Source organism: Serratia proteamaculans (genome assembly GCF_004684015.1).
GTDB classification, from domain to species: Bacteria; Pseudomonadota; Gammaproteobacteria; order Enterobacterales; family Enterobacteriaceae; genus Serratia; species Serratia proteamaculans_F.
In genome coordinates this window covers 42,376-64,464 of sequence record NZ_SRIA01000020.1, presented here as the reverse complement: position 1 = coordinate 64,464, position 22,089 = coordinate 42,376, and the positions used below count along the sequence as shown (strand labels likewise).

Here is a 22,089-nt window from a genome sequence, read left to right as displayed (position 1 = left end):
ACAATTACAGATCCGCCAGCAGGATCTTGGAACGGCGTTGATAGTTGTACAGCGCCTGTTTCTCAACCGGTAGCACGTCAACTTCTGCCGGTGTGAAGCCACGCTCCTGGAACCAGTGGATGCTGCGGGTAGTCAGCACAAACAGTTTACTCAGGCCCATCTGGCGTGCCTGACTCTCCACCCGTTGAAGCAACATTTCACCCCGTGACGAACTGCGGTAGTCGGGGTGAACCGCAACGCAGGCCATTTCGCCAATCTTCTCTTCCGGGAACGGGTACAGCGCTGCGCAAGCGATGGTCAGGTTATCGCGCTCAATAATGGTGAACTTGTCGATCTCCATCTCCAGTTGCTCACGTGAGCGACGCACCAAAATACCCTGCTGCTCAAGCGGGCGGATCAGCTCGAGGATGCCGCCGATATCGTTAATCGTCGCCCGGCGCACTTGTTCAGCGCTCTCCATCACTATCTGGGTGCCGATACCATCACGGGAGAACAGTTCCTGCACCAGCGCACCGTCCTCCTGATAGCTGATCAGGTGGCTGCGGCGTACGCCACTGCGGCAGGCCTTCACCGCGCCGCGCAGGAAGCGCACGGTGCCGGAATGATAGTCGCCATGTTCTTCCAGCTCTTCGATGCGTTTTTGCGCGTCGTTGGGGAACAGTTCGGAAATGATGGTGCCTTCCTGATTGGTGACCCCTTGCGACGAGCAGAAGCCGATCATTTTCTCGGCCTTCAGCTTGACTGCCAATTGGGTCGCCACTTCTTCCGAGGTCAGGTTAAAGCTTTCGCCGGTGACGGAAACGGCCACCGGGCCAATCAGCACGATGGCGTTGCTGTCGAGCTGACGGTGAATGGCTTCTTCATCAATACGGCGGATGCGGCCGCTGTGGCAGTAGTCCACACCGTCATCAATACCCAGCGGCTGGGCGATGATAAAGTTACCGCTGACCACGTTGATATGCGCGCCCTGCAATGGCGTGTTGTTAAGGCTCATTGACAGCCGGGCGGTGATATCCAGTTGCAGCAGACCCGCCGCTTGTTTAACCAGTTCCAGCGTATGGGCGTCGGTGACGCGGGTGTGCTTGTGATAAATAGGTTCGAGATTATGCTGCGCCAGATTAACGTCGATCTGTGGCCGCGCGCCATAAACCACCACCAAACGAATACCCAGACTATGCAGCAGCCCGATGTCGTTAACGATGTTGGCAAAGTTCTCATGTTCTATGGCTTCGCCACCCAGCATAACGACAAACGTCTTGCCACGGTGGGCATTGATATAGGGAACTGAGTGACGGAATCCTTGGACCAGCTCTGTACTACGTTCCTTCACGGCCAAACCTCATTTGCATATTTATACGATATTTTTGTATTTTTATTCTTTTCTCGCCCTGATGGCAAGAGAGAAATTATCTCTATTTCATTGCCAGGGGCGCTGAATCGTTAATAAATTGAAAAACCATAAAAAGATTTTCTGATGACAGCGCCGGAATGATTGGTTAAAGTTTTCGGCATTCCTGTTAACTGGTGTTTTTTTCATCTGTTTTAATCTGTTACCACTGCTGGAGCCGCATGCCAAACTCAAATCACAATCTGGGCCGCCGTCGTTTATTGCAGGGGGTTGCCGCAAGCTGGTTGCTGAGTGTGAGTCGCACAGGTTTCGCCGCTTCATCGCACGTCATTGCCGTACGCGTCTGGCCTTCCTCCACCTATACCCGGGTGACGCTCGAATCTAACGTTGAACTGAAATATAAGCAGTTTGCGCTGACCAACCCCGATCGCGTGGTGGTAGATATTGAAGGCGTGCAGCTCAACAGCGTGCTGAAGGGCATTGTGGGCCAGGTACGCTCCGACGATCCCTACCTGAAACAGGCGCGCGTTGGTCAGTTTGATCAAAACACCGTCCGGTTGGTGCTGGAGCTTAAGCGCAGCGTCAGCCCGCACATGTTCACTCTGGCGCCGGTGCCGGAATACCGCAATCGTCTGGTGATGGACTTGTACCCGAGTAAGGGCGGCAGCGGCGAAGACTATGATCCGCTGCTGGCGTTACTGGAAGATTACAACAAGGGCGATCTTGAGCGTACATTGCCGGCTGAAGCACCACAGGCCGGTAAGGCGGGGCGTGACCGACCTATTGTCATCATGCTGGATCCGGGCCACGGTGGCGAAGATCCGGGGGCGATTGGTAAATTCAAAACGCGTGAAAAAGACATCGTATTACAGATTGCTCGCCGGCTGAGCACGCTAATCAAGCGTGAACCGAATATGAAGGTCTTTATGACACGCAATGAAGACGTCTTCATTCCGCTGAAGGTGAGGGTGGCGAAGGCGCGCAAGCAGCGTGCTGACCTGTTTGTGTCCATCCACGCCGATGCCTTTACCAGCCGGGCTGCACGAGGGTCATCGGTGTTTGCGTTGTCGACCAAAGGGGCCACCAGTTCGGCGGCGAAGTTCCTGGCGCAGACCCAAAACGAATCGGACCAAATTGGCGGCGTCAGCAAAAGCGGTGACCGTTATCTGGATCACACCATGTTTGACCTGATCCAAACCGCGACCATCAATGACAGCCTGAAATTCGGTAAGGAAGTGCTGAACCGAATGGGTAAAATAAACCGTTTGCATAAGAATCGTGTCGATCAGGCCGGTTTTGCGGTATTGAAAGCGCCGGACATCCCTTCAATTCTGGTTGAGACGGCGTTTATCAGCAACATCGAAGAAGAGCGCAAGCTGCGCACTACGCATTTCCAGCAGCAGGTGGCGGAATCTATTCTGGCGGGTATCAAGGCGTACTTTGCCAACGGTGGTGCGGTAGCACGCAGAGGATAAGGTGAAGTGGCAACGACTGGGCGACTGCCCGGTCGATTTTTGGCGGATTTCAGATACAAAAAAACACCCGTTAAGGTGCTTGTTTGTAGTCATTAAGATTGGTTGCGGAGGCCGGATTTGAACCGACGACCTTCGGGTTATGAGCCCGACGAGCTACCAGGCTGCTCCACCCCGCGTCCGTCTTAATGCTTGTATTATCGAAACCAACAATTCATGTGATACCGCTGGTACAGTATCTGTTGGTTGCGGAGGCCGGATTTGAACCGACGACCTTCGGGTTATGAGCCCGACGAGCTACCAGGCTGCTCCACCCCGCGTCCGTATAATACTTTCTTTTTCATCGAATCCAACACTTTATTTGATACTGCCTCTGGCAATATCGGTTGGTTGCGGAGGCCGGATTTGAACCGACGACCTTCGGGTTATGAGCCCGACGAGCTACCAGGCTGCTCCACCCCGCGTCCGATGGAAGCGCACTATACTCTCCGTGAATTTTGTTGCAACCCTTTTTGCATTTAATTGAACTAAAACAGTCTTTCTGCTGGATTAGTCCGCAATCTGCGTTCTTTTTCATCGTTATTGACCGTATGGCTTTTTTTATTGGCGGCGATTCCTTTATCTATGGGCGTTTGTTATCGTTCGCCGGTAGATCATATATGTAGAGAGTGTGCGCGATGAAAGGACGTTGGGGCAAATACCTGCTGGGCGGGTTAATGGTAGCGGTACTGGCAGGCTGTTCTTCCAAGCCGACCGACCGGGGACAACAATATAAGGATGGTCACCTGGATCAGTCGCTGGAGTTGGTGAACCAACCCAACGCCAGGGGCGTACCGGTGAATGCCAAGGATTACTCGGATCAGCTGATGGAGATTAAATACGCCTCTCCTTCACTTTTTAATCGCAACAACACTACCTTTCAAGCAGTACAAAGCTGGATGGCATCCGGTGCCGACACGCGCACTCTGAACCAATACGGCCTCAGCGCTTATCAAATGGAAGGCGTGGACAGCTATGGCAACGTGCAGTTTACCGGTTACTACACGCCGGTGCTGCAGGCACGTTATACCCAGCAGGGCGAGTTCCGTTACCCGCTGTACCGCATGCCGCCAAAAGGTAAAGGCCGTCTGCCCGATCGCGCGGGCATTTACTCGGGCGCACTGGATGACCGCTATATTGTGGCGTACACCAACTCGCTGATGGACAACTTTATGATGGAAGTCCAGGGCAGTGGCTATGTAGATTACGGCAACGGTCAGCCGCTGGTGTTCTTCGGCTACGGCGGCAAGAACGGCCATGCGTATCGCAGCATTGGTAAAGTGCTGATCGATCGCGGTGAAGTGGCCAAAGCGGATATGTCTATGCAGGCGATCCGCCAATGGGCGGACACGCACAGCGCCGCCGAAGTGCGCGAGTTGCTGGAGCAGAACCCTTCCTTTGTCTTCTTCCGTCCTGAAGCCTTTGCGCCGGTACGGGGCGCCAGTGCCGTGCCGCTGGTGGCCAAGGCGTCGGTGGCTTCCGACCGTTCACTGATCCCGGCGGGTACTACGCTGCTGGCAGAGGTGCCGCTGCTGGACAACAAGGGTAAATTCACGGGAAAATATGAGATGCGTCTGATGGTGGCTCTGGACGTGGGTGGGGCGATCAAAGGCCAGCATTTCGATATGTACCAGGGTATCGGGCCGGATGCCGGTCACTCGGCCGGTTTTTATAACCACTACGGCCGTGTTTGGGTGCTGAAAGGCGCGAATGTGAATGCGCCATTGTTCACCAGCCAGAACCGTTCCACCTCCGGTGGTTCGCTGTTGGTTACCCGTTAACGGTAATGGATTAGATCCGCAAGGGCCGGGCTTTCCGGCCCTTATCATTTGCAATGTTAAGGTATTTAAAGCGTTATGAGCACAGCCTATTCTGAAGCCTATCTGCAGCGTTTTGGCGGCACGGCACGTTTGTACGGTCAGCAAGCTCTGGCACTGTTTGCCCAGGCGCATATTTGCGTGATTGGCATCGGTGGTGTGGGTTCCTGGGCGGCGGAAGCGTTGGCGCGTACCGGTATCGGTGCCATTACGTTGATTGATATGGATGATGTCTGTGTGACCAATACCAACCGCCAAATCCACGCGCTGCGTCAGCATGTGGGCCAGTCAAAAACGGAAGTGATGGCGGAGCGTATTCTGGCGATCAACCCGGAGTGTCGGGTGACCTGCATTGACGACTTTATTACTGCGGACAACGTTGCAGAGCTGCTGAACAACAATTTTAGCTATGTCATCGATGCGATTGACAGCGTAAGGCCGAAGGCAGCACTGCTGGCCTATTGCCGCCGTTACAAGATCCCGGTGGTCACTACCGGCGGTGCCGGCGGGCAGATAGATCCGACCCAGATCGCAGTGGTCGATCTGGCGAAAACCATTCAGGATCCGCTGGCGGCCAAGCTGCGTGAGCGGTTGAAAAATGATTTCAACGTGGTGAAGAACAGCAAGGGCAAACTGGGCATCGACTGCGTATTTTCCAGCGAACCGCTGGTTTACCCACAGCCGGATGGCAGCGTTTGCGCATCACGCAGTACTGCGGAAGGGCCAAAACGAATGGATTGCAGTGCGGGATTTGGCGCGGCAACCATGGTGACCGCGACCTTTGGTTTTGTCGCCGTTTCCCACGCGCTGAAGAAGATGCTGGCGAAAGCTGCGCGTCAGGCGTAGCGAGCGGCCATTTCCTTCACGGCAGCGGCCAGTGCTGCCAGCCCGCTGGCGCGGGTGGCGCTGAGCTGGGCACGTAACGACAGTTGATCAAACAGCGCCAGGGGATCCAGCGCCGCTATCTGTTGCGGCGTTTTTCCTTCTACCGCCGTTAGCAGTATCGCCAACAGACCGCGCACGATGCGGCCCTCGCTGTCGCCATAAAAGTGCAGCGTGCCGTCCGCCAATAACTGATGACCTAGCCAGACCCGATTCTCACAGCCGCTCAACTCCATTTCCGCTGCGCGTAATGCCTCTGGCAGCGGCGGCAATTGTTTCGCCAGCATGATCAGTTGGCGATAACGATCTTCCCACTGCTTCAGAGCGGTAAATTTCTCGACCAGTGCTTCGGCGGTGATTTCGCGCCCAAAAGGGTGGGGGGCAAGCATAGCGTCTCCTGAATTCATTTAATCGGCCAGCAGGTCGATGGCGTTGTGCAGTGCGGCTACCAGGGTATCGACGTCTTCTCGCGTGTTGTATGGCGCAAAGGAGGCGCGCAGCGTCCCACTGACACCCAGCGCTGCCATCAGTGGCTGAGCGCAGTGCTGACCGGCACGCAGCGCGATACCTTGTTCTGCCAGCAGGGTGACGATATCACTGTGATGGATACCGGCAATATCAAACGCCAGTAAGCTGGAACCGGAACAACGGAAGCTGCGGAACCCCGACAGTGGCGCCAATCGTTGCTCGGCGAGATCGGCCAGCTCGCGGCTGTATTGCTCGGCTGCCGCCAGATCCTGCGTGCCAAGCCATTCCAATGCGGCAGCCAGCCCCAGCACACCGGCAATATTGGGTGTACCAGCTTCAAAACAGTGTGGCGGTTTTTGTGGCGTGAAGCCGTCGAAGGACGCCTGAGTCAACATCTTGCCGCCGCCTTGCCAGGGGGCCATCTGCGCCAGCAATTCGCTTTTACCGTATAGCGCACCGATGCCGGTCGGGCCATAAAGTTTATGCCCAGAGAAAGCATAGAAATCGATGTTAAGCCGCTGAACGTCAGCCGGGCAGTGAACTATACCCTGCGCGCCGTCGATCATCACCAGAGCACCGGCACTATGGGCAAGCCGGATGGCTAACTCCAGATCCGGACAACCGCCAGTGACGTTGGACATTTGGCCCAATGCCAGCAGGCGGGTTTTATCGCTCAGCAGGTTTGGTAACTGGGTCAGATCCGGCAGGCGGTCTGCACCCAACGGTAATTTCACCACCCGAGCGCCGGTTTGTTCCGCCACCATTAGCCAGGGGATCAGGTTGGCGTGGTGTTCAGCCTCGCTCACCAGAATTTCGTCACCGGGCTGCAGTCGGGGGCGGGCATAGCTCTGCGCCACCAAATTGATGGCCTCTGTGGTGCCGCGGGTCCAGATAATGTCGTCGGCTGAAGGCGCATTGATCAGCGTCGCCACCTGCTGGCGAGCCTGCTCGAAGCGTGCAGTCAGATCCTGTGCCGCCCGATGCTGGCTGCGGTGCACGGTAGCGGCATCGTCACGGTAAAACTGCTGCGTGGCATTGATGACCGCCAGTGGTTTCAGCGCGGTGGCGGCGCTGTCGAGATAAATCCCCGCTTGCTGCAAGGCAGGAAACTGATTACGAAAGGTGATGGGATTAAAAGGTGTCATACCCTGATTGTCACTGGCTTGAGTCAATGGCTGATCCTGTCTTATTTTACCGCCAGAGACAAGCTATCCCGCATATTAGGATTCATCGTCTGGAAATTATAGGTAAGTTTGTTATGCTGTTAGGTGCGCGCTAAATCATGGCGTTAAATAACATAAAAGGTTTTTACAGCATTTAAAACTACAAGGAGTCCACAATGAAGAAAACAGCCGCAGTTATCTCTGCCCTGATGCTAACGTTTACCCTGGCCGCCTGTTCCAGCAACTACGTGATGCAGACCAATGATGGACGCACCATTGTCGCTAAAGGAAAACCCGCGTTGGATAACGACACCGGCATGATCAGCTATAAAGACGCCAACGGCGTTGAGCAGCAGATCAACCGTTCAGACGTGAAGGAAATGGTTGAAAGCGACCAGTAACGTCGGGCAAAAAAAAGCACCGCAAAGATTGCGGTGCTGCATAAAATCACTATGGACAGACAGGGTAAATGTACAGGAAGTGAAAAACAGTAGCTTAGCTACCACGTCTGGATTGCCAGACAATTTGCAAACACAACATCACAACCACAAGCCAAAAGTTCATCGGCGTCCTCGACACCCACTCCCTTTTCGTTCCGGCCCGGGAAGTGCCGCCACTATAGGTATTTACTGGCGCATGCTCAACGGACAATTTATAATGGCTCGGATTAAAAAAACTAATGGTAGCGCTTTGCTGTCTGGTGTCTATCGCACGGCAGACAACGCCGCCTGATTTTTTATGCCGAATCACTCGGATTATTGTTACACAAAAGTAGCTAATAAATGTCTAAACGCTTACCACCTCTTAATGCACTGCGGGTCTTTGACGCGGCTGCCCGTCACCTGAGTTTTACCAAAGCGGCAGAAGAACTGTTTGTCACCCAGGCCGCGGTGAGCCACCAGATCAAGTCGCTGGAGGACTTCCTCGGCCTGAAGCTGTTTCGGCGCCGCAATCGCTCGCTGTTGCTGACGGAAGAAGGGCAAAGTTATTACCTGGATATCAAAGAAATTTTCACCTCGATCAATGAGGCCACTCGCAAGCTGCAGGCACGTAGCGCCAAGGGGGCATTAACCGTCAGTTTGCCGCCGAGTTTTGCTATTCAGTGGCTGGTGCCACGCCTGTCCGGCTTTAACTCAGCTTATCCGGGAATCGACGTGCGTATCCAGGCCGTGGACCGCGAAGAAGACAAGCTGGCGGATGATGTCGACGTGGCGATTTTCTATGGCCGCGGCAACTGGACCGGATTGCGAGCCGAACGTTTATACGCGGAATATCTGTTGCCGGTGTGCTCACCCAGCCTGCTGACCGGGGAACATGCGTTAAAAATGACGAGCGATCTGGCTTATCACACGTTACTGCATGATACTTCACGCCGCGATTGGCTGGCCTATACCCGGCAGTTGGGATTGCAGCACATTAATGTGCAGCAGGGGCCTATTTTCAGCCATAGCGCGATGGTGGTTCAGGCGGCGGTGCATGGGCAGGGGATTGCGCTGGTGAATAACGTGATGGCGCAGACCGAGATTGAAGCCGGGCGTTTGGTCTGTCCGTTTAACGAGGTTTTGGTCAGTAAAAATGCTTTTTATCTGGTATGTCATGACAGCCAGGCAGAACTGGGTAAAATAGCCGCCTTTCGTCAGTGGATCCTGGCTCGGGCAGCCAGCGAACAAGAAAAGTTCCGCTTTCGCTACGAACAATGAGGCCGCTCGCCACTTTGCCGCAGCCGGTTTTCTTCAATAAAGGTAAATAACGATGAGCAGTCGTTCAATGCTGATTTTTGCCGCTATCAGTGGCTTTGTATTTGTTGCTCTGGGCGCGTTTGGCGCACACGTATTAAGTGGCACTCTGGGTGCCAACGAGATGGTCTGGATCCGTACCGGACTGGACTATCAGGGGTTCCATACCCTGGCGATCCTGGCGCTGGCGGTGGCAATGCAACGCCGCGTCAGCCTGTGGTTTTACTGGAGTGGAGCGTTATTGGCGCTCGGCACCGTATTGTTCAGCGGCAGTCTGTACTGTCTGGCGCTGTCACACCTGAAGTTCTGGGTTTATATCACACCGATTGGCGGCGTGTGTTTCCTGAGCGGTTGGGTATTGATGTTGATTGGCGCTTTGCGTCTGAGGAAAAAGGCCGAGCGCCATGAATAGACTTGCGTTGTATTGCCGTCAAGGCTTTGAAAAAGAGTGTGCGGCAGAAATTACCGCCAAGGCTGCCGAACTCGAAGTGTTCGGTTTCGCCAGAGTAAAGGATAACAGCGGCTACGTGCTGTTCGAGTGCTACCAGCCGGATGACGCCGATCGCCTGGCGAAGGAAATCCCGTTCCGTGAGCTGATTTTTGCCCGTCAGATATTGGTGGTTGGCGAGTTGCTGCGCGATTTGCCACCGGAAGATCGCGTGTCGCCGATAGTCGGCATGCTGATTGGCGTGGTCGATCGCGGCGGTGAGCTGCGCGTGGAAGTGCCGGATACCAACGAAAGCAAAGAACTGCTGAAGTTCTGTCGCAAGCTGACGGTGCCGTTGCGTACTGCGATGCGTGAGCAGAAGGTGTTGATGGCGCGTGAGAACAAGACTCGTCCAGTGGTGCATGTGTTCTTTATCGCACCGGGTTGTTGCTATGTGGGTTACTCCTTCAGCAACAACAACTCACCGTTCTATATGGGCATTCCGCGTCTTAAGTTCCCATCCGATGCGCCGAGCCGTTCTACCCTGAAGCTGGAAGAAGCGTTCCACGTGTTCATTCCTGCCGACGAGTGGGATGAACGTTTGGCCAGCGGCATGCATGCGGTCGATCTGGGGGCTTGTCCGGGTGGCTGGACCTATCAACTGGTGCAGCGCAGCATGATGGTACATGCGGTGGATAATGGTCCAATGGCCCCGAGCCTGATGGATACCGGGCAGGTGACGCATCATCGTGCCGACGGCTTCAGATATGAGCCTTCCAGCAGCAAGATTTACTGGCTGGTGTGCGACATGGTGGAAAAGCCGGCGAAGGTGACCAGCCTGATGATCCAGTGGTTGGTGAAAGGCTGGTGCCGTGAGGCAATCTTCAACCTGAAACTGCCGATGAAAAAACGTTACGAAGAGGTTTCGCAGAATCTGCTGGCCATCAAGGAAGCGTTGGATTCGGCGGGCATCAGTTCAGAAATTCATGCCAAACAGCTGTATCACGATCGTGAAGAAGTTACCGTGCACGTCCGCCGCATGTGGTCGGCCGTGGCAGGCCGTCGCGACGAGCGTGATTAAATGACAGGGCGCTGCCTACAGCGCCCGTGATTAAACCGGTAACCGCAGTTGCTGCAGGTTGCCGGTTAACGTCAGATCGGTGCGCAAGCTAGCGACTCTTTTGCTGACGTAGGCCATCTCGCGGTGCTGTTCCAGCTTGCCGCGCCATTTCTCCGGCACCTGTTCCAAATCCTGATATAACCCATCCAGCGAGCCTGCCTGCTGTAACAGCAATACCGCCGTCTTCGGCCCAATACCCGCTACGCCGGGGATTTTACTGCTACTTATTCCCGCCAGCCCCCAGTAATCCGCCAATTGTTGTGGCGATACGCCGAACTCTTGCTGCACAAACGGCATATCCAGCCAACGTTTTTGAAAGTAATCGCGGATCTGTACGCTGGGTGCCAACAGTTGGCAATAGCCTTTGTCGGTGGACACGATGGTCACCTGATGGCCGCTGCCTGCAACCTTGGCGGTCAGTGTTGCCGCCAGATCGTCGGCCTCATTGCCCGGAGAGTGCCAACAAGCAACGCCAAGCGCTTCAAAAGCCTGCCGTAACTGCGGCATTTCCTGCTGCAAATTGTCCGGCATTGGCGAACGTCCTGCCTTGTAGTCGGGCAGAATTTGGTGGCGCCAGCTTTCGCTGCGGTCATCCTCATCGAACACTGCCACGGCATGCGTTGGCCGACTGTGCTGGATCAACTGTTGCAGTGCGTGCTGGCAAGCATTCACACAGGGGGAACCCTGCACGGCGTGTATGCGGCGGATCAGGTTGAGGGCATCGACAATCAGTAGGTGTATCATCATGGGCTTACAAGGTCAGAAAAAAGAAGGGCGGTTGTCAGGCCGCCCTGGATTGCTCATTAAGCGACTATTTCGTAACAGGGCACATAAGCGGTACCCGGCAGCTTCATACGGTGCTGGGCGACAAAACCCTGCAGCAGACTGTCCATTTGCTTCATCATCTGCGGTTCGCCATGCAGCTTGTACGGACCGAACTGTTCGATGGCATGAATGCCATTTTCCTTCACGTTACCGGCGACGATGCCGGAAAATGCGCGGCGCAGCGCGGCAGCCAACTGTTCGGCGGGCTGGTCGGGATACAGGTTGAGATTGGCCATATTTTCATGGCTTGGCTCAAACGGCAGTTGCAGATCCGGTGCAATGCGAATCGACCAGTTAAAGCTGTAGGCATCGCCGGTATTACGGCGGTTCTCTTTCACCAGCGGCATGGCTTTTTTCATCTGACGCGCCACTTCGGCCGGATCGTCGATGATGATGGTGTAGTGACGGCGCGCTTCGTCTCCCAGCGTGTTCATGATGAACTCATCCAACACCTGGAAGTAGTTGGCGCTCTCTTTCGGCCCGGTGAGGATCAGCGGCAGTACCTGTTCGCTGTTCTCCGGGTTCATCAGGATCCCCAGCAGATACAGCAGCTCTTCCGCCGTGCCGACACCGCCAGGGAAGATGATGATGCCGTGGGCGATACGGACGAAGGCCTCCAGGCGTTTTTCAATGTCCGGCATGATAATCAGCTCATTGACCAACGGGTTTGGTGGCTCAGCGGCGATGATCGATGGCTCGGTCATGCCGATAAAGCGGCTGTTGTGGTAGCGCTGTTGGGCATGTCCTACGGCCGCGCCTTTCATCGGCGCCTCCATGGCGCCCGGCCCGCAGCCGGTACAGATATTCAGTTCACGCAGGCCCAGTTGGCTACCGACCTTACGGGCGTACAGGTATTCGTTTTCGTTGATCGAGTGGCCGCCCCAGCACACCACCAGATTTGGATCTTCATCAAGGTGCAGCGCGCGGGCGTTGCGCAGGATAGAGAATACCAGGTTGGTAATATGGGCCGAGTTTTCCAGATTCAGATGCTGGAAACGACCGGCGCTGTCGATCTGCCCGTGAACGAACAGGATATCGCGCAGCACGGCAAACAGGTTGGCCTGCAGCGAACGGATGATTCGCCCGTCGACGAAGGCGTCTTCCGGCGGATTCACCAGTTCAAGTTTGACCCCACGCTCACGGCGCAGGACGTTAATATCAAAGGTTTCGTAGCGTGACAGCAGCTGTTTGCTGTTGTCGGTCTGGCTACCGGAATTCAGGACGGCCAGTGAACAGTTGCGGAATAAACGGTATAGACTGCTGCTGGCGGTACGCTTCAGCATGTCTACTTCCAGCTGCGACAGCAAATCCATAGAGCCAAGCGGGCTGATGTGTGTAATCAAGGTAACTCCTTTGCACCCGGAAAGGGGCAGTAGTAATCCATACGCAGCAGAACAGCATCTCGTTATCGTTAGCGCACGGCGGCAAACCCAGTCGGAATGCCTGGCGCTCCGAATTTAACCTTACCGCCGTCCCCTGATTTTTACCAATACAAACCGCTCGTTAGCTCAGTTGTTGAGCAATACTTCGCACTTATTGGCGTGCCAGGCGGCCATGTGATGGGACAAAGTCAGTGTTGCTGCGCCATGGATTGATGTCCAACCCGCCCCGACGGGTATAGCGCGCATACACCGTCAGGCTTTGCGGCTGACAGTAACGCATCAGGTCGTTAAAGATGCGCTCGACACATTGTTCGTGGAATTCATTGTGATGGCGGAAGGAAACCAGATAACGCAGCAGCGCCTCGCGATCGATCTGCCCGCCACGATAATCAATTTGCACCGAGCCCCAGTCCGGCTGGTTGGTGATCAGGCAATTGGACTTCAACAGATGGCTGACCAACTGCTCTTCTACCTGCAGGGGGCCGGTGGCATTTTGCAGGTAATCGGCATTGAACTCGTAATTATCGATGCGGATATCCTGGTTATCGATGCATTCGCCGTCTAACCGGGCGATCGGGCTGCCTTCCAGTTGATCTACGCGGAACAATGAGACGCTGACCTCGCCCTGAGCGCAGGCAGACAGATCGCGCTGCAAGGTATTGCGCACCGTCTCCCAGTCGCGAAAAGGCGTTTGGTTAAAGCTGTTGAGGTAAAGCTTGAAGCTCTTGGACTCAATCAGGTTGATGCTGTCGGCAGTCAGGCTGATCTCACCGACGGCCACCTGCGGCAAGCCGTTGTCGTTCAGCCAGGAGAGTTCGTACAGCGTCCATATATCGGCACCGTGGAACGGCAGGCTGTCCGGATACAATCCCAGCGGCTCGCGGTTCATACTGCGCGGTACCGCCTGTAACAGCGTGGCGTCGTAATGGTCGCGGTATGCGGTAGCTTTGCCCAGCGTCAGTGCCGACAGGGCGTGATGGTCTTGGTAGGAGGACATCTGCTGTCACCTTGGTAATAGATAGGTACAATGGTTGCCAGTTTACCGTATGCGAGAAAAAATATGGACCATGATGTACCGCACGCCCTGCGTGAATTTACCCAGCGCTATGTTGACCTTTGGCAGCAACAGCGTGGTCATGCCCCAGCCAGTCAGGAGCTGTACGGCGTGCCGTCGCCTTGTCTGGTAGAAAATCGTGATGACGAAGTGCTGTGGTTGCCCCAGCCGTTTACCCCGGCGGCGACGCTGGAAAAGGTAGAGACCGCGCTCGAGCTGCGCTTGCAGTCGGATATCAACCTGTTTTATACCCAGCAGTATGCCGGTGACATGAGCGCCCAGTTCGGTGAGCACCATGTGACTCTGTTGCAGGTGTGGAGCGAGGACGACTTTATTCGTCTGCAGGAAAACCTGATCGGTCATCTGGTGACGCAAAAGCGCCTGAAACTGTCGCCAACGCTGTTCCTGGCAACCACCGAATCAGAAATGACCATGGTCTCGTTGTGTAACGTCAGCGGCAATGTGGTTTTGGAGCAGTTTGGCAGTGATAAACGTACTTTGCTGGCGGCTTCGTTGGGCAATTTCCTCGATGCATTGCGCCCGACGTTGGGTGTTTGAGCCTTTTTGTCCTGAAGTCCGTGTGCGAGATCTCTCACACGGGCTGTGAGAGATCGCTTTTAATTTTCTTCTCTCAGTCGTGTATATAGGGTTTATTGTTATCCAGATCAATTGGTTAGATTTCCTTTAGGATAACTCTTAGCATTAATTTCCTGTCAGCCCGCCAGTAAGCCCTTGTGAACCCGGGATAATTAAGCGATCTTATGTTCAACCGGAAGGGATTCGGTGGAATGGAAAGCATCAGGATGATGCAGCTTCAGGATGAAGAAGTGGATGCGCTCAGTGAAGAGCGGAGGACGGCGTCAGGAGATGCCAGGATGTTTCAGGATTGAAACCAGGGACACCTCCAGGATGGAGATTGAGAGCCGGCACAGGATGGTTGGCGGGTCATGAGGACTGAGGAACCGCGTCAGGATGATGCTACAGGATAGAGCCAGGATTGCTTTGGTCAGGATGGCCGCAGGAAAAGTTTTCAAGGATTGAGCAGGGAGCACACTGTGTAGCGGGACTGCTATAAAACGAACCGAGGGCACTGTTAGCGCAGTGCCCTCAACTTTTTATAGGGTTCATGTCTTAAGTATCAAGAATACTTAACCCTGCTTACATTCATCTAAGTTATTAACCAATCGCACCCAGCGTATCGCCATCGCTCTGTTTTTTCGGTAACAGGAACAGCGTGGCGTAGATATCCAGCAAATAAATAGCCGCCAGCAGGCTGATCGCCGCAGTGAAGGACACCTGTGTCACCAACGCGCCGATAACCAATGGCCCCAGTCCGCCAACGCCTCGCCCCAGGTTAAACAGAATATTTTGTGCAGTGGCACGCGCCTGAACCGGGTAGGTATCGGAGATCAGTGCGCCATAGCCCCCAATCATGCCATTAACGAATAACCCCATCAGCGCCCCGGCAAACAGCATCAGCGTGGGATCGCTTAATTGCGCATAGACAACCACCATCACCACCGCGCCAATCTGATAGCAGATAAAAATCTTCCAGCGGCTGAAACGATCGGCCAAGACGCCAAATAGCCAGATGCCAAAGGTCATGCCGATCACCGTGACGGCTGTCCACAAGCCGGATTTGGTCAGTGAGAAACCGAAGTTTTTTGCCAGGTAGGTCGGCATCCAAATCATCAGCCCGTAGTAACCGAAGTTCTGCACCGAGCATAGAATGAAAATGCCGATACTGGCCTTACTGGTCGCACGATCCTTGAACAGCAGCTTTATGCGCTGGGAAAATGACAGTTGCTGACCGGTGTTTTGCTGACGGACGAACTCTTCCGGCTCGCCCAGAGTGCGGCGGATCAGGAACGACACCAGCGCCGGTAACAGCCCAACCAGGAACATGCCACGCCAGCCGATATGGGGCAGTAGCAGTGGGGTAAGGAACGCCGCAGCCAGGACGCCAAGCTGCCAGCCCATACCCACATAGGCCGAGGCGCGATTGCGTTTCTCTGCCGGCCAGGCTTCGGCGATCAGTGCCATGCCGATACCGAACTCACCGCCGAGTCCGATGCCCGCCAGCGTGCGGTAGGCGAGCAAATCCCAGTAGCCTTGCGCCAGCGCGCACAGACCGGTAAACAGTGAGAACATCAGAATGGTAATGGTCAGCACCCGGATACGGCCAAAGCGATCGCTGAGGTGGCCGAAGATCACGCCGCCCAGTACCGCGCCGATCAGCGTCCAGGTGACCAGTGAACCGGCAGCGGAGGAGCTTAGCCCCATTTCGATACTGATGGCCGGCAGCATAAAGCCGAGGATCAGCAGGTCAAAGCCGTCCATGGCGTAGCCGGTGACCGAAGCCACCATGGCTTTGCCGGGCGTGGCGTGATTTTTTGTCGGTGTGATTACGGGCATCTGTCTAATCTTTGTGGTTTATTTGGTGAACACATTGTGCCGTGTGAGCGTGCCGGCCACCAGTTCAAATCTATCTTGGCCATCAACTCAGCTGGATTTGGGCTATAAAAAGTAAAATGCTATGCTTTGCCGCCTTTCAGCCGCGCCGCTGAATATCATGGTTTAAACAGATCGGGAATGCAGATGAGTATACAAAATCAGGTTCGCCTTAGTTTGCAGGCGATTGAACAGTCAATGCGAGAGCTGGCGCTGTGGCAAGCTACGCCGCCCGAGCCTGAAGCCTTCGCCAGCCCCGAGCCATTTTGCATTGACAGCATGTCGGCCGAAGCCTGGTTGCAATGGGTCTTTCTGCCACGCATGTACGCGTTGCTGGATGCGGGAGCGCCGCTGCCGACACGTTTTGCCATCACGCCTTATTTCGAAGAGGCGTTGAAAGATAACGATCCCAACTGCATGCCGCTATTGGTGTTGTTGCAGCGCCTGGATAACATGCTGAATAAAGAGCTGCAATAATGCTTGAGATTCTCTATCAGGATGAGCATTTGGTGGCGGTGAACAAGCCTTCCGGCTGGTTGGTACACCGCAGTTGGCTGGATCGCCATGAAACCCGGTTTGTGATGCAAACCGTACGCGATCAGATTGGCCAGCACGTGTTTACCGTGCATCGCCTCGATCGGCCTACCTCCGGGGTGCTGTTGATGGCGCTGTCCAGTGAGGTAGCGCGGTTGTTGTCGCAGCAGTTTGAACAGCATCAGATGCAGAAAACCTACCACGCGGTGGTGCGTGGTTACGTGCTGGAAGGCGCGACCATTGATTACCCGCTGACGGAAGAGCTGGACAAGATTGCTGACAAGTTTGCCTCGAAAGACAAAGGCCCACAGCCGGCAGTCACTCATTACCGGCCGCTGGCGCAGGTAGAAATGCCGGTGGCGATTGGCCGTTATGAAAGCGCGCGCTACAGCCTGGTTGAGCTGAAGCCGGAAAATGGCCGCAAGCACCAGTTGCGTCGCCATATGGTGCATATCCGCCATCCGATTATTGGTGACAGCAAACACGGCGACCTGAACCAGAACCGGGGGATGGCCCAGCATTTTGGCTGTCCACGCCTGATGCTGCACGCCAGTCATCTGCAACTGAATCATCCGGTGACCGGTGAGCCGCTGCATATTTCCGCGCGTTGGGATGAACCCTGGCAAGGCGTCATGTCACAGTTTGGCTGGACTGAGAGTCTCCCTGAACTTGCCAGGGTTGAGTTTCCTTCGGCTAGCGGTCAGGATAACTGATCATTTTCAAAGAAATTTAAGGGAGTAGGGGCAATGGCTCAGGTTGGAATCTTCGTGGGAACGGTCTACGGCAACTCGTTATTGGTGGCGGAAGAGGCTGAAACGATCCTCAGCGAGCAGGGCCATGAGGTCAAACTGTTTGAAGAAGGCACGCTTGAGGCCTGGCAGTTTTACCGTCAGCACTACGCGCTGGTGATTACTTCAACGACCGGCCAGGGTGATTTGCCGGACAGCATTGCACCGCTGTTTCACGCTATCCGTGACCAGGTCGGCTACCAGCCGGAGCTGCGCTATGGGCTGATCGCACTGGGTGACAGCAGCTACGACAATTTCTGCGGTGCCGGGCGTGCGTTTGATGCGTTGCTGCAGGAACAAGGGGCCACCCGTGTGGGTGAGGTGCTGGAAATCGATGCTATGGAACAGCCTGAACCTGAAGTGGTTTCTTGCCCGTGGGTTGAGAAGTGGGGCACGTTGCTGAAATAGAATTACCCGTCGCCTGTAGGGGGCGAATATATTCGCCCCGATTAATACGGACGCAGTATGCTGCGCCCGTACAATCTGTAGTATCAGTTCGCTGAACTCTTACTTACCGCGAGTCAGTTTTTCCAGATCGGATTCGATCTCGGCAATTTTGTGGGAGACCACGCCTTCCAGATGACGCAGGTCATCAAGAATTTTGCGTTTCAGATCGACTTCCACCTGATCGCGCTGGCAGAGCTGATCCAGTTCATCAATCACGTAACGCAGGTTCGGGTTAATTTCGTGGATTTCTTTGTAACCCTGGCCGGCATTGTCCGCGACGACCGTTTTACGCTGGCGCGGATATTTGAATTTCACGCTCTTGGCAAAGAATTCGCCTTTATCCTTGCGGAAATAAATCTTAAGAATGTCGTTATTGGCCTCCTGACGCAGGCTATAGCGATCGACATCTTCCGGTTGATTGATTCCTAAGCTTTTCAGGTTGTCATACATAATAGCGCCACCTTATAAATAGACTATATTCCACGGTCTGGGATTATGGCGAATAACCGCGCCAGAGACTGTGACAGCTCACGTAATGAAGATAAAAAAATGGCGGGTGATTAACCCGCCATGTCTATTTTAGTCGATGGTACGTAATAACTCATTAATGCCGACTTTACCACGCGTCTTGGCATCGACTTTCTTGACGATCACCGCGCAATACAGGCTGTAAGAACCATCTTTGGACGGCAGGTTACCGGAAACCACTACCGAACCGGCCGGTACGCGGCCGTAGTGCACTTCGCCGGTTTCACGGTCGTAAATGCGGGTGCTCTGGCCCAGATACACGCCCATGGAGATCACGGAACCTTCTTCCACGATCACGCCTTCAACCACTTCTGAACGCGCACCGATGAAGCAGTTGTCTTCAATGATGGTCGGGTTGGCCTGCAGTGGCTCCAGTACGCCACCGATGCCGACGCCGCCGGACAGGTGAACGTTTTTGCCGATCTGCGCGCAAGAGCCGACGGTTGCCCAGGTATCCACCATGCTGCCTTCGTCAACGTAGGCACCGATGTTCACGTAGGATGGCATCAGCACGGTATTACGGGCGATGAACGCGCCCTGGCGAACGGTGGCTGGTGGCACCACGCGGAAACCTTCTTTCTGGAAGCGCGCTTCGTCGTAATCGGCGAATTTCATTGGCACTTTGTCGTAATAACGGGTTTCGGCACCGTCCATCACTTTGTTGTCATTGATGCGGAAAGAAAGCAGCACGGCCTTTTTCAGCCACTGATGCGTTACCCACTGACCGTCAATCTTCTCGGCAACGCGCAGGGCGCCGCTGTCCAGCAGGGCGATCACCTGGTTTACCGCTTCGCGCGTTACGGTGTCTGCGTTCGCCGGGGTGATTTCCGCACGGCGTTCGAAGGCGTTTTCAATAACGTTTTGTAATTGCTGCATGCTGTTCTCTGTCCTGATGTTGTCTACGAAAAAGTTACTTGTATCACATTTTATCGTTTGGATTGAGGGCCTCTGTCAACCGTTGTTCCAACTTTCTGCGTGTTTCCGGGTTAAGGGCGCGTCGATCGCTGTCGGCCAGAATAAATAAATCCTCAACCCGCTCGCCGATAGTAGAGATGCGAGCGCCGTGCAGCGACAGACCGAGATCGGCGAAGACTTCGCCCACCCGAGCCAACAGACCTGGCTGGTCAAGCGCGGTCAGTTCCAGATAGCTGCGGCGGTCGGTATGGGTCGGCAGGAAGCTGACTTCGGTCGGCACGCTAAAATGACGCAGCTTGGAAGACGGCCGGCGCACGCGCGGCGGCTGATATTCCCGCTGGGTAATGGCTTGCAACAGTGCGTGACGGATCGCCGTGTGGCGGTCCTGGGCCAGCGGGCTGCCGTCCGGCTCCAGCACGATAAAGGTATCCATTGCCATGCCGTCGCGGTTAGTGAAGATCTGCGCGTCATGTACGCTCAGGTTACGGCGATCCATCTCACCGGCTACGGCGGCAAACAGGTAAGGGCGGTCCGGGCTCCAGATGAAAATTTCGGTGCCGCCGCGCGTTGCCTGCCGGCTGACCAGCACCAGCGGTTTGGTGGAATCATGGGCCAGCAAATGGCGGGCGTGCCAGGCCAACTGGTTGGGTGAATGACGCAGGAAGTAATCGGCGCGACAGCGGCTCCAGATGCGGTGCAGTGCTTCTTCGTCGATATTGTCCATACGCAGCAACGCCAACGCCTGCAGGCGATGATGACGCACGCGCTCACGCAGATCCGGGCTGTTTTGCATGCCGCGGCGCAGCTGCTTTTCGGTGGCAAAATACAGCTCACGCAACAGGCTCTGTTTCCAACTGTTCCACAGGGTTTCGTTGGTGGCGCAGATATCCGCCACCGTCAGACAGACCAGATAACGCAGACGGGTTTCGCTCTGCACTTCGGCGCTGAACTGCTGAATAACGGTCGGATCCTGAATGTCGCGGCGTTGGGCGGTCACCGACATCAGCAAATGACAACGCACCAGCCAGGCGACCAGTTGAGCTTCGCGGGAGTTCAGGCCATGTAATTCGGCGAACTCCAGTACGTCCTGGGCTCCGAGGATTGAGTGGTCGCCGCCGCGTCCTTTGGCGATATCGTGGAACAATGCGGCCAGCAACAGCAGTTCCGGATTGGGCAGGCGTGGATACAGCTCGACGCACAATGGATGACGCGGCCGGGTTTCGGCATCGGCAAAGCTCTCCAGCTTTTGCAGGACGCGAATGGTGTGTTCGTCGACGGTGTAGGCATGGAACAGATCGAACTGCATTTGCCCGACGATTTTGCCCCACTGCGGCATATAGGCCCACAGCACGCTGTGGCGATGCATTGGCACCAACGCCCGGGAGACCGCACCAGGGTGGCGCAGAATAGCCATAAACAGTTCACGTGCCTCAGGAATGGTGCACAGCGGCTGTTTCAAATGGCGGCGCGCATGACGTAGCTGGCGTACGGTGGTGGAATAAATGCCTTTGATCTCGCGGTTGCGTACCATCAGGTAGAACATCCGCATGATGGACTCCGGCTGGCGGATGAACAGCGTCTCATCACGCAGGTCGATCAGATCGCCGCGCAGTTGGAAATCGTCGTTCAGCGGGCGCGGTTTTTCCGTTGCGTCCAACGCCAGAATTGCCTCGTCGAACAGCTGCAGCAGCATATGATTCAACTCGCCGACGCGGCGCGTCATGCGATAAAAATCCTTCATCATACGTTCAACCGGTTCGTTGCCTTCCCCCTCATAACGCAGCAACTGTGCCACGTTGAGCTGGCGATCAAACAGCAAACGGTTGTCGTAGCGCGGCAGTACCAGGTGCAGTGCGAAGCGGATACGCCACAGGAAGCTCTGGCATTCGTTCAGTTCGTTGCGTTCGGCTTGGGTCAGAAAACCGAAGCCGACCATTTCGTCCAGCGAAGTGGCGCCAAAATGGCGACGCGCCACCCACAGCAAGGTGTGAATATCGCGCAGGCCGCCGGGGCTACTCTTGATATCCGGTTCCAGATTGTAGCTGGTGCCGTGGTAGCGCTGATGACGCTCCTGTTGCTCAACCACCTTGGCGTGGAAAAATTGTGGGGAGGGCCAGAAACCATCGCTGAAGATATGCTTTTGCATTTGCAGAAACAGCGCGACATCGCCGCAGATCATCCGCGATTCAATCAGGTTGGTGGCGACGGTCAGGTCCGCCAGCCCTTCCAGCAAGCATTCCTCCAGCGTTCGCACACTGTGGCCGACTTCCAGCTTCAGATCCCACAGCAGGGTGATAAATTCCCCCACGCGTTGGGATTGCTGTTCATTCAGGCGGCGCTGGCTGAGCACCAGCACATCAATGTCAGAGAGCGGGTGCAGTTCGCCACGGCCGTAACCGCCGACGGCAACCAGCGCAGTTTCTGGAATATCTTCAAATCCGTAGAACACCCACAGGCGGCGCAGCAGGCGGTCGATAAAGTGGCTACGTGCCGCTACCAGACTTTCGGCGCTGGAACCGGCGTTGAACGCTGCCGCCAGCCACAGCTGGAACTGTTCGAGGCGTTGTTTCAGCGCGATGCAGTTAATCTCCTCATCGCCATAGGCGTTGGGAGACTCAGGCCGCTCCGGCACGGCCTGTTGTGGAATGACCGAGGTGTCTTGCTGGCGAAAGTTTTCAGACATAGTACGCAGC

Annotated in this window: 21 protein-coding genes and 3 tRNA genes; 11 read left to right on the top strand and 13 right to left on the bottom strand. The window is 55.3% G+C overall.

From position 1 onward, the window contains the following. Positions 1-4: 4 nt before the first annotated feature. Positions 5-1,330 carry an amino-acid N-acetyltransferase gene (gene argA, locus E5C26_RS19455; RefSeq protein WP_135317763.1) on the bottom strand — a complete coding sequence of 442 codons (1,326 nt, stop codon included), beginning with the start codon at positions 1,328-1,330 and terminating at the stop codon, positions 5-7. A gap of 239 nt (positions 1,331-1,569) precedes the next feature. Here argA and amiC point away from each other — a divergent pair, with 239 nt between their 5' ends. Continuing rightward, a complete protein-coding gene (gene amiC, locus E5C26_RS19450; protein ID WP_135317762.1) occupies positions 1,570-2,823 on the top strand; it encodes an N-acetylmuramoyl-L-alanine amidase AmiC in 1,254 nt (417 codons plus the stop codon). A gap of 99 nt (positions 2,824-2,922) precedes the next feature. Here amiC and E5C26_RS19445 read toward each other — a convergent pair. The 3 genes from E5C26_RS19445 to E5C26_RS19435 all read right to left on the bottom strand — a co-directional run bounded on the left by E5C26_RS19445 (position 2,923) and on the right by E5C26_RS19435 (position 3,284). Continuing rightward, positions 2,923-2,999 (bottom strand) — tRNA-Met (locus tag E5C26_RS19445). A gap of 64 nt (positions 3,000-3,063) precedes the next feature. After that, a tRNA-Met gene (locus tag E5C26_RS19440) sits at positions 3,064-3,140 on the bottom strand. A 67-nt stretch (positions 3,141-3,207) separates the two neighbouring features. Then, positions 3,208-3,284: transfer RNA gene (locus E5C26_RS19435), tRNA-Met, on the bottom strand. Between the two features lie 213 nt (positions 3,285-3,497). On the opposite strand from E5C26_RS19435, the gene mltA reads away from it, so the two are divergent. Next, on the top strand, positions 3,498-4,640 hold the full coding sequence (gene mltA, locus E5C26_RS19430; protein WP_135317761.1) for a murein transglycosylase A: 1,143 nt from the start codon (positions 3,498-3,500) through the stop codon (positions 4,638-4,640). A 75-nt stretch (positions 4,641-4,715) separates the two neighbouring features. Continuing rightward, the gene (tcdA, locus tag E5C26_RS19425) at positions 4,716-5,522 is read left to right on the top strand and encodes a tRNA cyclic N6-threonylcarbamoyladenosine(37) synthase TcdA (protein ID WP_135317760.1); all 807 of its coding nucleotides are present in this window, start codon (positions 4,716-4,718) and stop codon (positions 5,520-5,522) included. Here the strand turns inward: tcdA and csdE are convergent. Both csdE and csdA read right to left on the bottom strand, forming a co-directional pair. Continuing rightward, positions 5,513-5,947 carry a cysteine desulfurase sulfur acceptor subunit CsdE gene (gene csdE, locus E5C26_RS19420; protein WP_135317759.1) on the bottom strand — a complete coding sequence of 145 codons (435 nt, stop codon included), beginning with the start codon at positions 5,945-5,947 and terminating at the stop codon, positions 5,513-5,515. The two genes, tcdA and csdE, sit on opposite strands and share 10 nt — an antisense overlap. 18 nt (positions 5,948-5,965) lie before the next feature. Further along, complete coding sequence (gene csdA / locus E5C26_RS19415; RefSeq protein ID WP_135317876.1) at positions 5,966-7,171, bottom strand: cysteine desulfurase CsdA; 1,206 nt, start codon at positions 7,169-7,171, stop codon at positions 5,966-5,968. 194 nt (positions 7,172-7,365) lie between these two features. Between csdA and E5C26_RS19410 the strand changes: the two genes are divergently transcribed. From E5C26_RS19410 to rlmM, 4 genes are all read left to right on the top strand, one after another. Beyond that, positions 7,366-7,590, top strand: coding sequence for a YgdI/YgdR family lipoprotein (locus E5C26_RS19410; protein ID WP_085118562.1), 225 nt, complete (start codon positions 7,366-7,368; stop codon positions 7,588-7,590). A 381-nt stretch (positions 7,591-7,971) separates the two neighbouring features. Beyond that, positions 7,972-8,889 carry a transcriptional regulator GcvA gene (locus E5C26_RS19405; protein WP_012146508.1) on the top strand — a complete coding sequence of 306 codons (918 nt, stop codon included), beginning with the start codon at positions 7,972-7,974 and terminating at the stop codon, positions 8,887-8,889. 52 nt (positions 8,890-8,941) lie between these two features. Beyond that, entirely contained in the window at positions 8,942-9,337 is a 396-nt protein-coding gene (locus E5C26_RS19400; RefSeq protein WP_135317758.1) for a DUF423 domain-containing protein, read from the top strand. Next, a complete protein-coding gene (rlmM, locus tag E5C26_RS19395; protein WP_135317757.1) occupies positions 9,330-10,433 on the top strand; it encodes a 23S rRNA (cytidine(2498)-2'-O)-methyltransferase RlmM in 1,104 nt (367 codons plus the stop codon). Before E5C26_RS19400 ends, rlmM begins: the two co-directional genes overlap by 8 nt. 30 nt (positions 10,434-10,463) lie before the next feature. Here rlmM and xni read toward each other — a convergent pair whose 3' ends face one another. The 3 genes from xni to queF form a co-directional block, all read right to left on the bottom strand. After that, positions 10,464-11,219: a flap endonuclease Xni gene (gene xni, locus E5C26_RS19390; protein ID WP_135317756.1), complete on the bottom strand. Its 756-nt coding sequence runs from the start codon at positions 11,217-11,219 to the stop codon at positions 10,464-10,466. Positions 11,220-11,275: 56 nt separating this feature from the next. Further along, entirely contained in the window at positions 11,276-12,640 is a 1,365-nt protein-coding gene (gene ppnN / locus E5C26_RS19385; RefSeq protein WP_135317755.1) for a nucleotide 5'-monophosphate nucleosidase PpnN, read from the bottom strand. 190 nt (positions 12,641-12,830) lie between these two features. Beyond that, positions 12,831-13,676 (bottom strand): NADPH-dependent 7-cyano-7-deazaguanine reductase QueF, encoded by an 846-nt coding sequence (queF, locus tag E5C26_RS19380; protein ID WP_135317754.1) that lies wholly within the window; start codon positions 13,674-13,676, stop codon positions 12,831-12,833. Positions 13,677-13,739: 63 nt separating this feature from the next. Here queF and syd point away from each other — a divergent pair, with 63 nt between their 5' ends. Next, positions 13,740-14,291 carry a SecY-interacting protein gene (gene syd, locus E5C26_RS19375; protein WP_135317753.1) on the top strand — a complete coding sequence of 184 codons (552 nt, stop codon included), beginning with the start codon at positions 13,740-13,742 and terminating at the stop codon, positions 14,289-14,291. A 618-nt stretch (positions 14,292-14,909) separates the two neighbouring features. On the opposite strand, the gene E5C26_RS19370 is transcribed toward syd, so the two are convergent. Then, complete coding sequence (locus tag E5C26_RS19370) at positions 14,910-16,148, bottom strand: MFS transporter (RefSeq protein WP_135317752.1); 1,239 nt, start codon at positions 16,146-16,148, stop codon at positions 14,910-14,912. Positions 16,149-16,331: 183 nt separating this feature from the next. Here E5C26_RS19370 and E5C26_RS19365 point away from each other — a divergent pair, with 183 nt between their 5' ends. Genes E5C26_RS19365 through E5C26_RS19355 form a run of 3 tightly spaced genes read left to right on the top strand, consistent with a single transcriptional unit; the run spans position 16,332 to position 17,914 of the window. Beyond that, entirely contained in the window at positions 16,332-16,661 is a 330-nt protein-coding gene (locus tag E5C26_RS19365; protein ID WP_167796679.1) for a YqcC family protein, read from the top strand. Continuing rightward, the gene (gene truC, locus E5C26_RS19360) at positions 16,661-17,431 is read left to right on the top strand and encodes a tRNA pseudouridine(65) synthase TruC (RefSeq protein ID WP_135317750.1); all 771 of its coding nucleotides are present in this window, start codon (positions 16,661-16,663) and stop codon (positions 17,429-17,431) included. Before E5C26_RS19365 ends, truC begins: the two co-directional genes overlap by 1 nt. Positions 17,432-17,464: 33 nt before the next feature. Then, the gene (locus E5C26_RS19355; RefSeq protein WP_037418462.1) at positions 17,465-17,914 is read left to right on the top strand and encodes a flavodoxin; all 450 of its coding nucleotides are present in this window, start codon (positions 17,465-17,467) and stop codon (positions 17,912-17,914) included. Positions 17,915-18,013: 99 nt separating this feature from the next. On the opposite strand, the gene E5C26_RS19350 is transcribed toward E5C26_RS19355, so the two are convergent. The 3 genes from E5C26_RS19350 to glnD form a co-directional block, all read right to left on the bottom strand. Beyond that, positions 18,014-18,403, bottom strand: coding sequence for a DUF3461 family protein (locus E5C26_RS19350; protein ID WP_006318690.1), 390 nt, complete (start codon positions 18,401-18,403; stop codon positions 18,014-18,016). Positions 18,404-18,532: 129 nt separating this feature from the next. After that, positions 18,533-19,357 carry a 2,3,4,5-tetrahydropyridine-2,6-dicarboxylate N-succinyltransferase gene (gene dapD / locus E5C26_RS19345; protein ID WP_012146497.1) on the bottom strand — a complete coding sequence of 275 codons (825 nt, stop codon included), beginning with the start codon at positions 19,355-19,357 and terminating at the stop codon, positions 18,533-18,535. Between the two features lie 43 nt (positions 19,358-19,400). Further along, entirely contained in the window at positions 19,401-22,079 is a 2,679-nt protein-coding gene (gene glnD / locus E5C26_RS19340) for a bifunctional uridylyltransferase/uridylyl-removing protein GlnD (RefSeq protein ID WP_135317749.1), read from the bottom strand. Positions 22,080-22,089 lie beyond the last annotated feature (10 nt).

What these genes read in the sequence shown, in the direction of transcription:
- amiC (WP_135317762.1), top strand. Translation starts at nt 1,570, where the DNA reads ATGCCAAACTCAAATCACAATCTGGGCCGCCGTCGTTTATTGCAGGGG.
- mltA (WP_135317761.1), top strand. Translation starts at nt 3,498, where the DNA reads ATGAAAGGACGTTGGGGCAAATACCTGCTGGGCGGGTTAATGGTAGCG.
- tcdA (WP_135317760.1), top strand. Translation starts at nt 4,716, where the DNA reads ATGAGCACAGCCTATTCTGAAGCCTATCTGCAGCGTTTTGGCGGCACG.
- csdE (WP_135317759.1), bottom strand. Translation starts at nt 5,947, where the DNA reads ATGCTTGCCCCCCACCCTTTTGGGCGCGAAATCACCGCCGAAGCACTG.
- csdA (WP_135317876.1), bottom strand. Translation starts at nt 7,171, where the DNA reads ATGACACCTTTTAATCCCATCACCTTTCGTAATCAGTTTCCTGCCTTG.
- E5C26_RS19410 (WP_085118562.1), top strand. Translation starts at nt 7,366, where the DNA reads ATGAAGAAAACAGCCGCAGTTATCTCTGCCCTGATGCTAACGTTTACC.
- E5C26_RS19405 (WP_012146508.1), top strand. Translation starts at nt 7,972, where the DNA reads ATGTCTAAACGCTTACCACCTCTTAATGCACTGCGGGTCTTTGACGCG.
- E5C26_RS19400 (WP_135317758.1), top strand. Translation starts at nt 8,942, where the DNA reads ATGAGCAGTCGTTCAATGCTGATTTTTGCCGCTATCAGTGGCTTTGTA.
- rlmM (WP_135317757.1), top strand. Translation starts at nt 9,330, where the DNA reads ATGAATAGACTTGCGTTGTATTGCCGTCAAGGCTTTGAAAAAGAGTGT.
- xni (WP_135317756.1), bottom strand. Translation starts at nt 11,219, where the DNA reads ATGATGATACACCTACTGATTGTCGATGCCCTCAACCTGATCCGCCGC.
- queF (WP_135317754.1), bottom strand. Translation starts at nt 13,676, where the DNA reads ATGTCCTCCTACCAAGACCATCACGCCCTGTCGGCACTGACGCTGGGC.
- syd (WP_135317753.1), top strand. Translation starts at nt 13,740, where the DNA reads ATGGACCATGATGTACCGCACGCCCTGCGTGAATTTACCCAGCGCTAT.
- E5C26_RS19370 (WP_135317752.1), bottom strand. Translation starts at nt 16,148, where the DNA reads ATGCCCGTAATCACACCGACAAAAAATCACGCCACGCCCGGCAAAGCC.
- E5C26_RS19365 (WP_167796679.1), top strand. Translation starts at nt 16,332, where the DNA reads ATGAGTATACAAAATCAGGTTCGCCTTAGTTTGCAGGCGATTGAACAG.
- truC (WP_135317750.1), top strand. Translation starts at nt 16,661, where the DNA reads ATGCTTGAGATTCTCTATCAGGATGAGCATTTGGTGGCGGTGAACAAG.
- E5C26_RS19355 (WP_037418462.1), top strand. Translation starts at nt 17,465, where the DNA reads ATGGCTCAGGTTGGAATCTTCGTGGGAACGGTCTACGGCAACTCGTTA.
- E5C26_RS19350 (WP_006318690.1), bottom strand. Translation starts at nt 18,403, where the DNA reads ATGTATGACAACCTGAAAAGCTTAGGAATCAATCAACCGGAAGATGTC.
- dapD (WP_012146497.1), bottom strand. Translation starts at nt 19,357, where the DNA reads ATGCAGCAATTACAAAACGTTATTGAAAACGCCTTCGAACGCCGTGCG.
- glnD (WP_135317749.1), bottom strand. Translation starts at nt 22,079, where the DNA reads ATGTCTGAAAACTTTCGCCAGCAAGACACCTCGGTCATTCCACAACAG.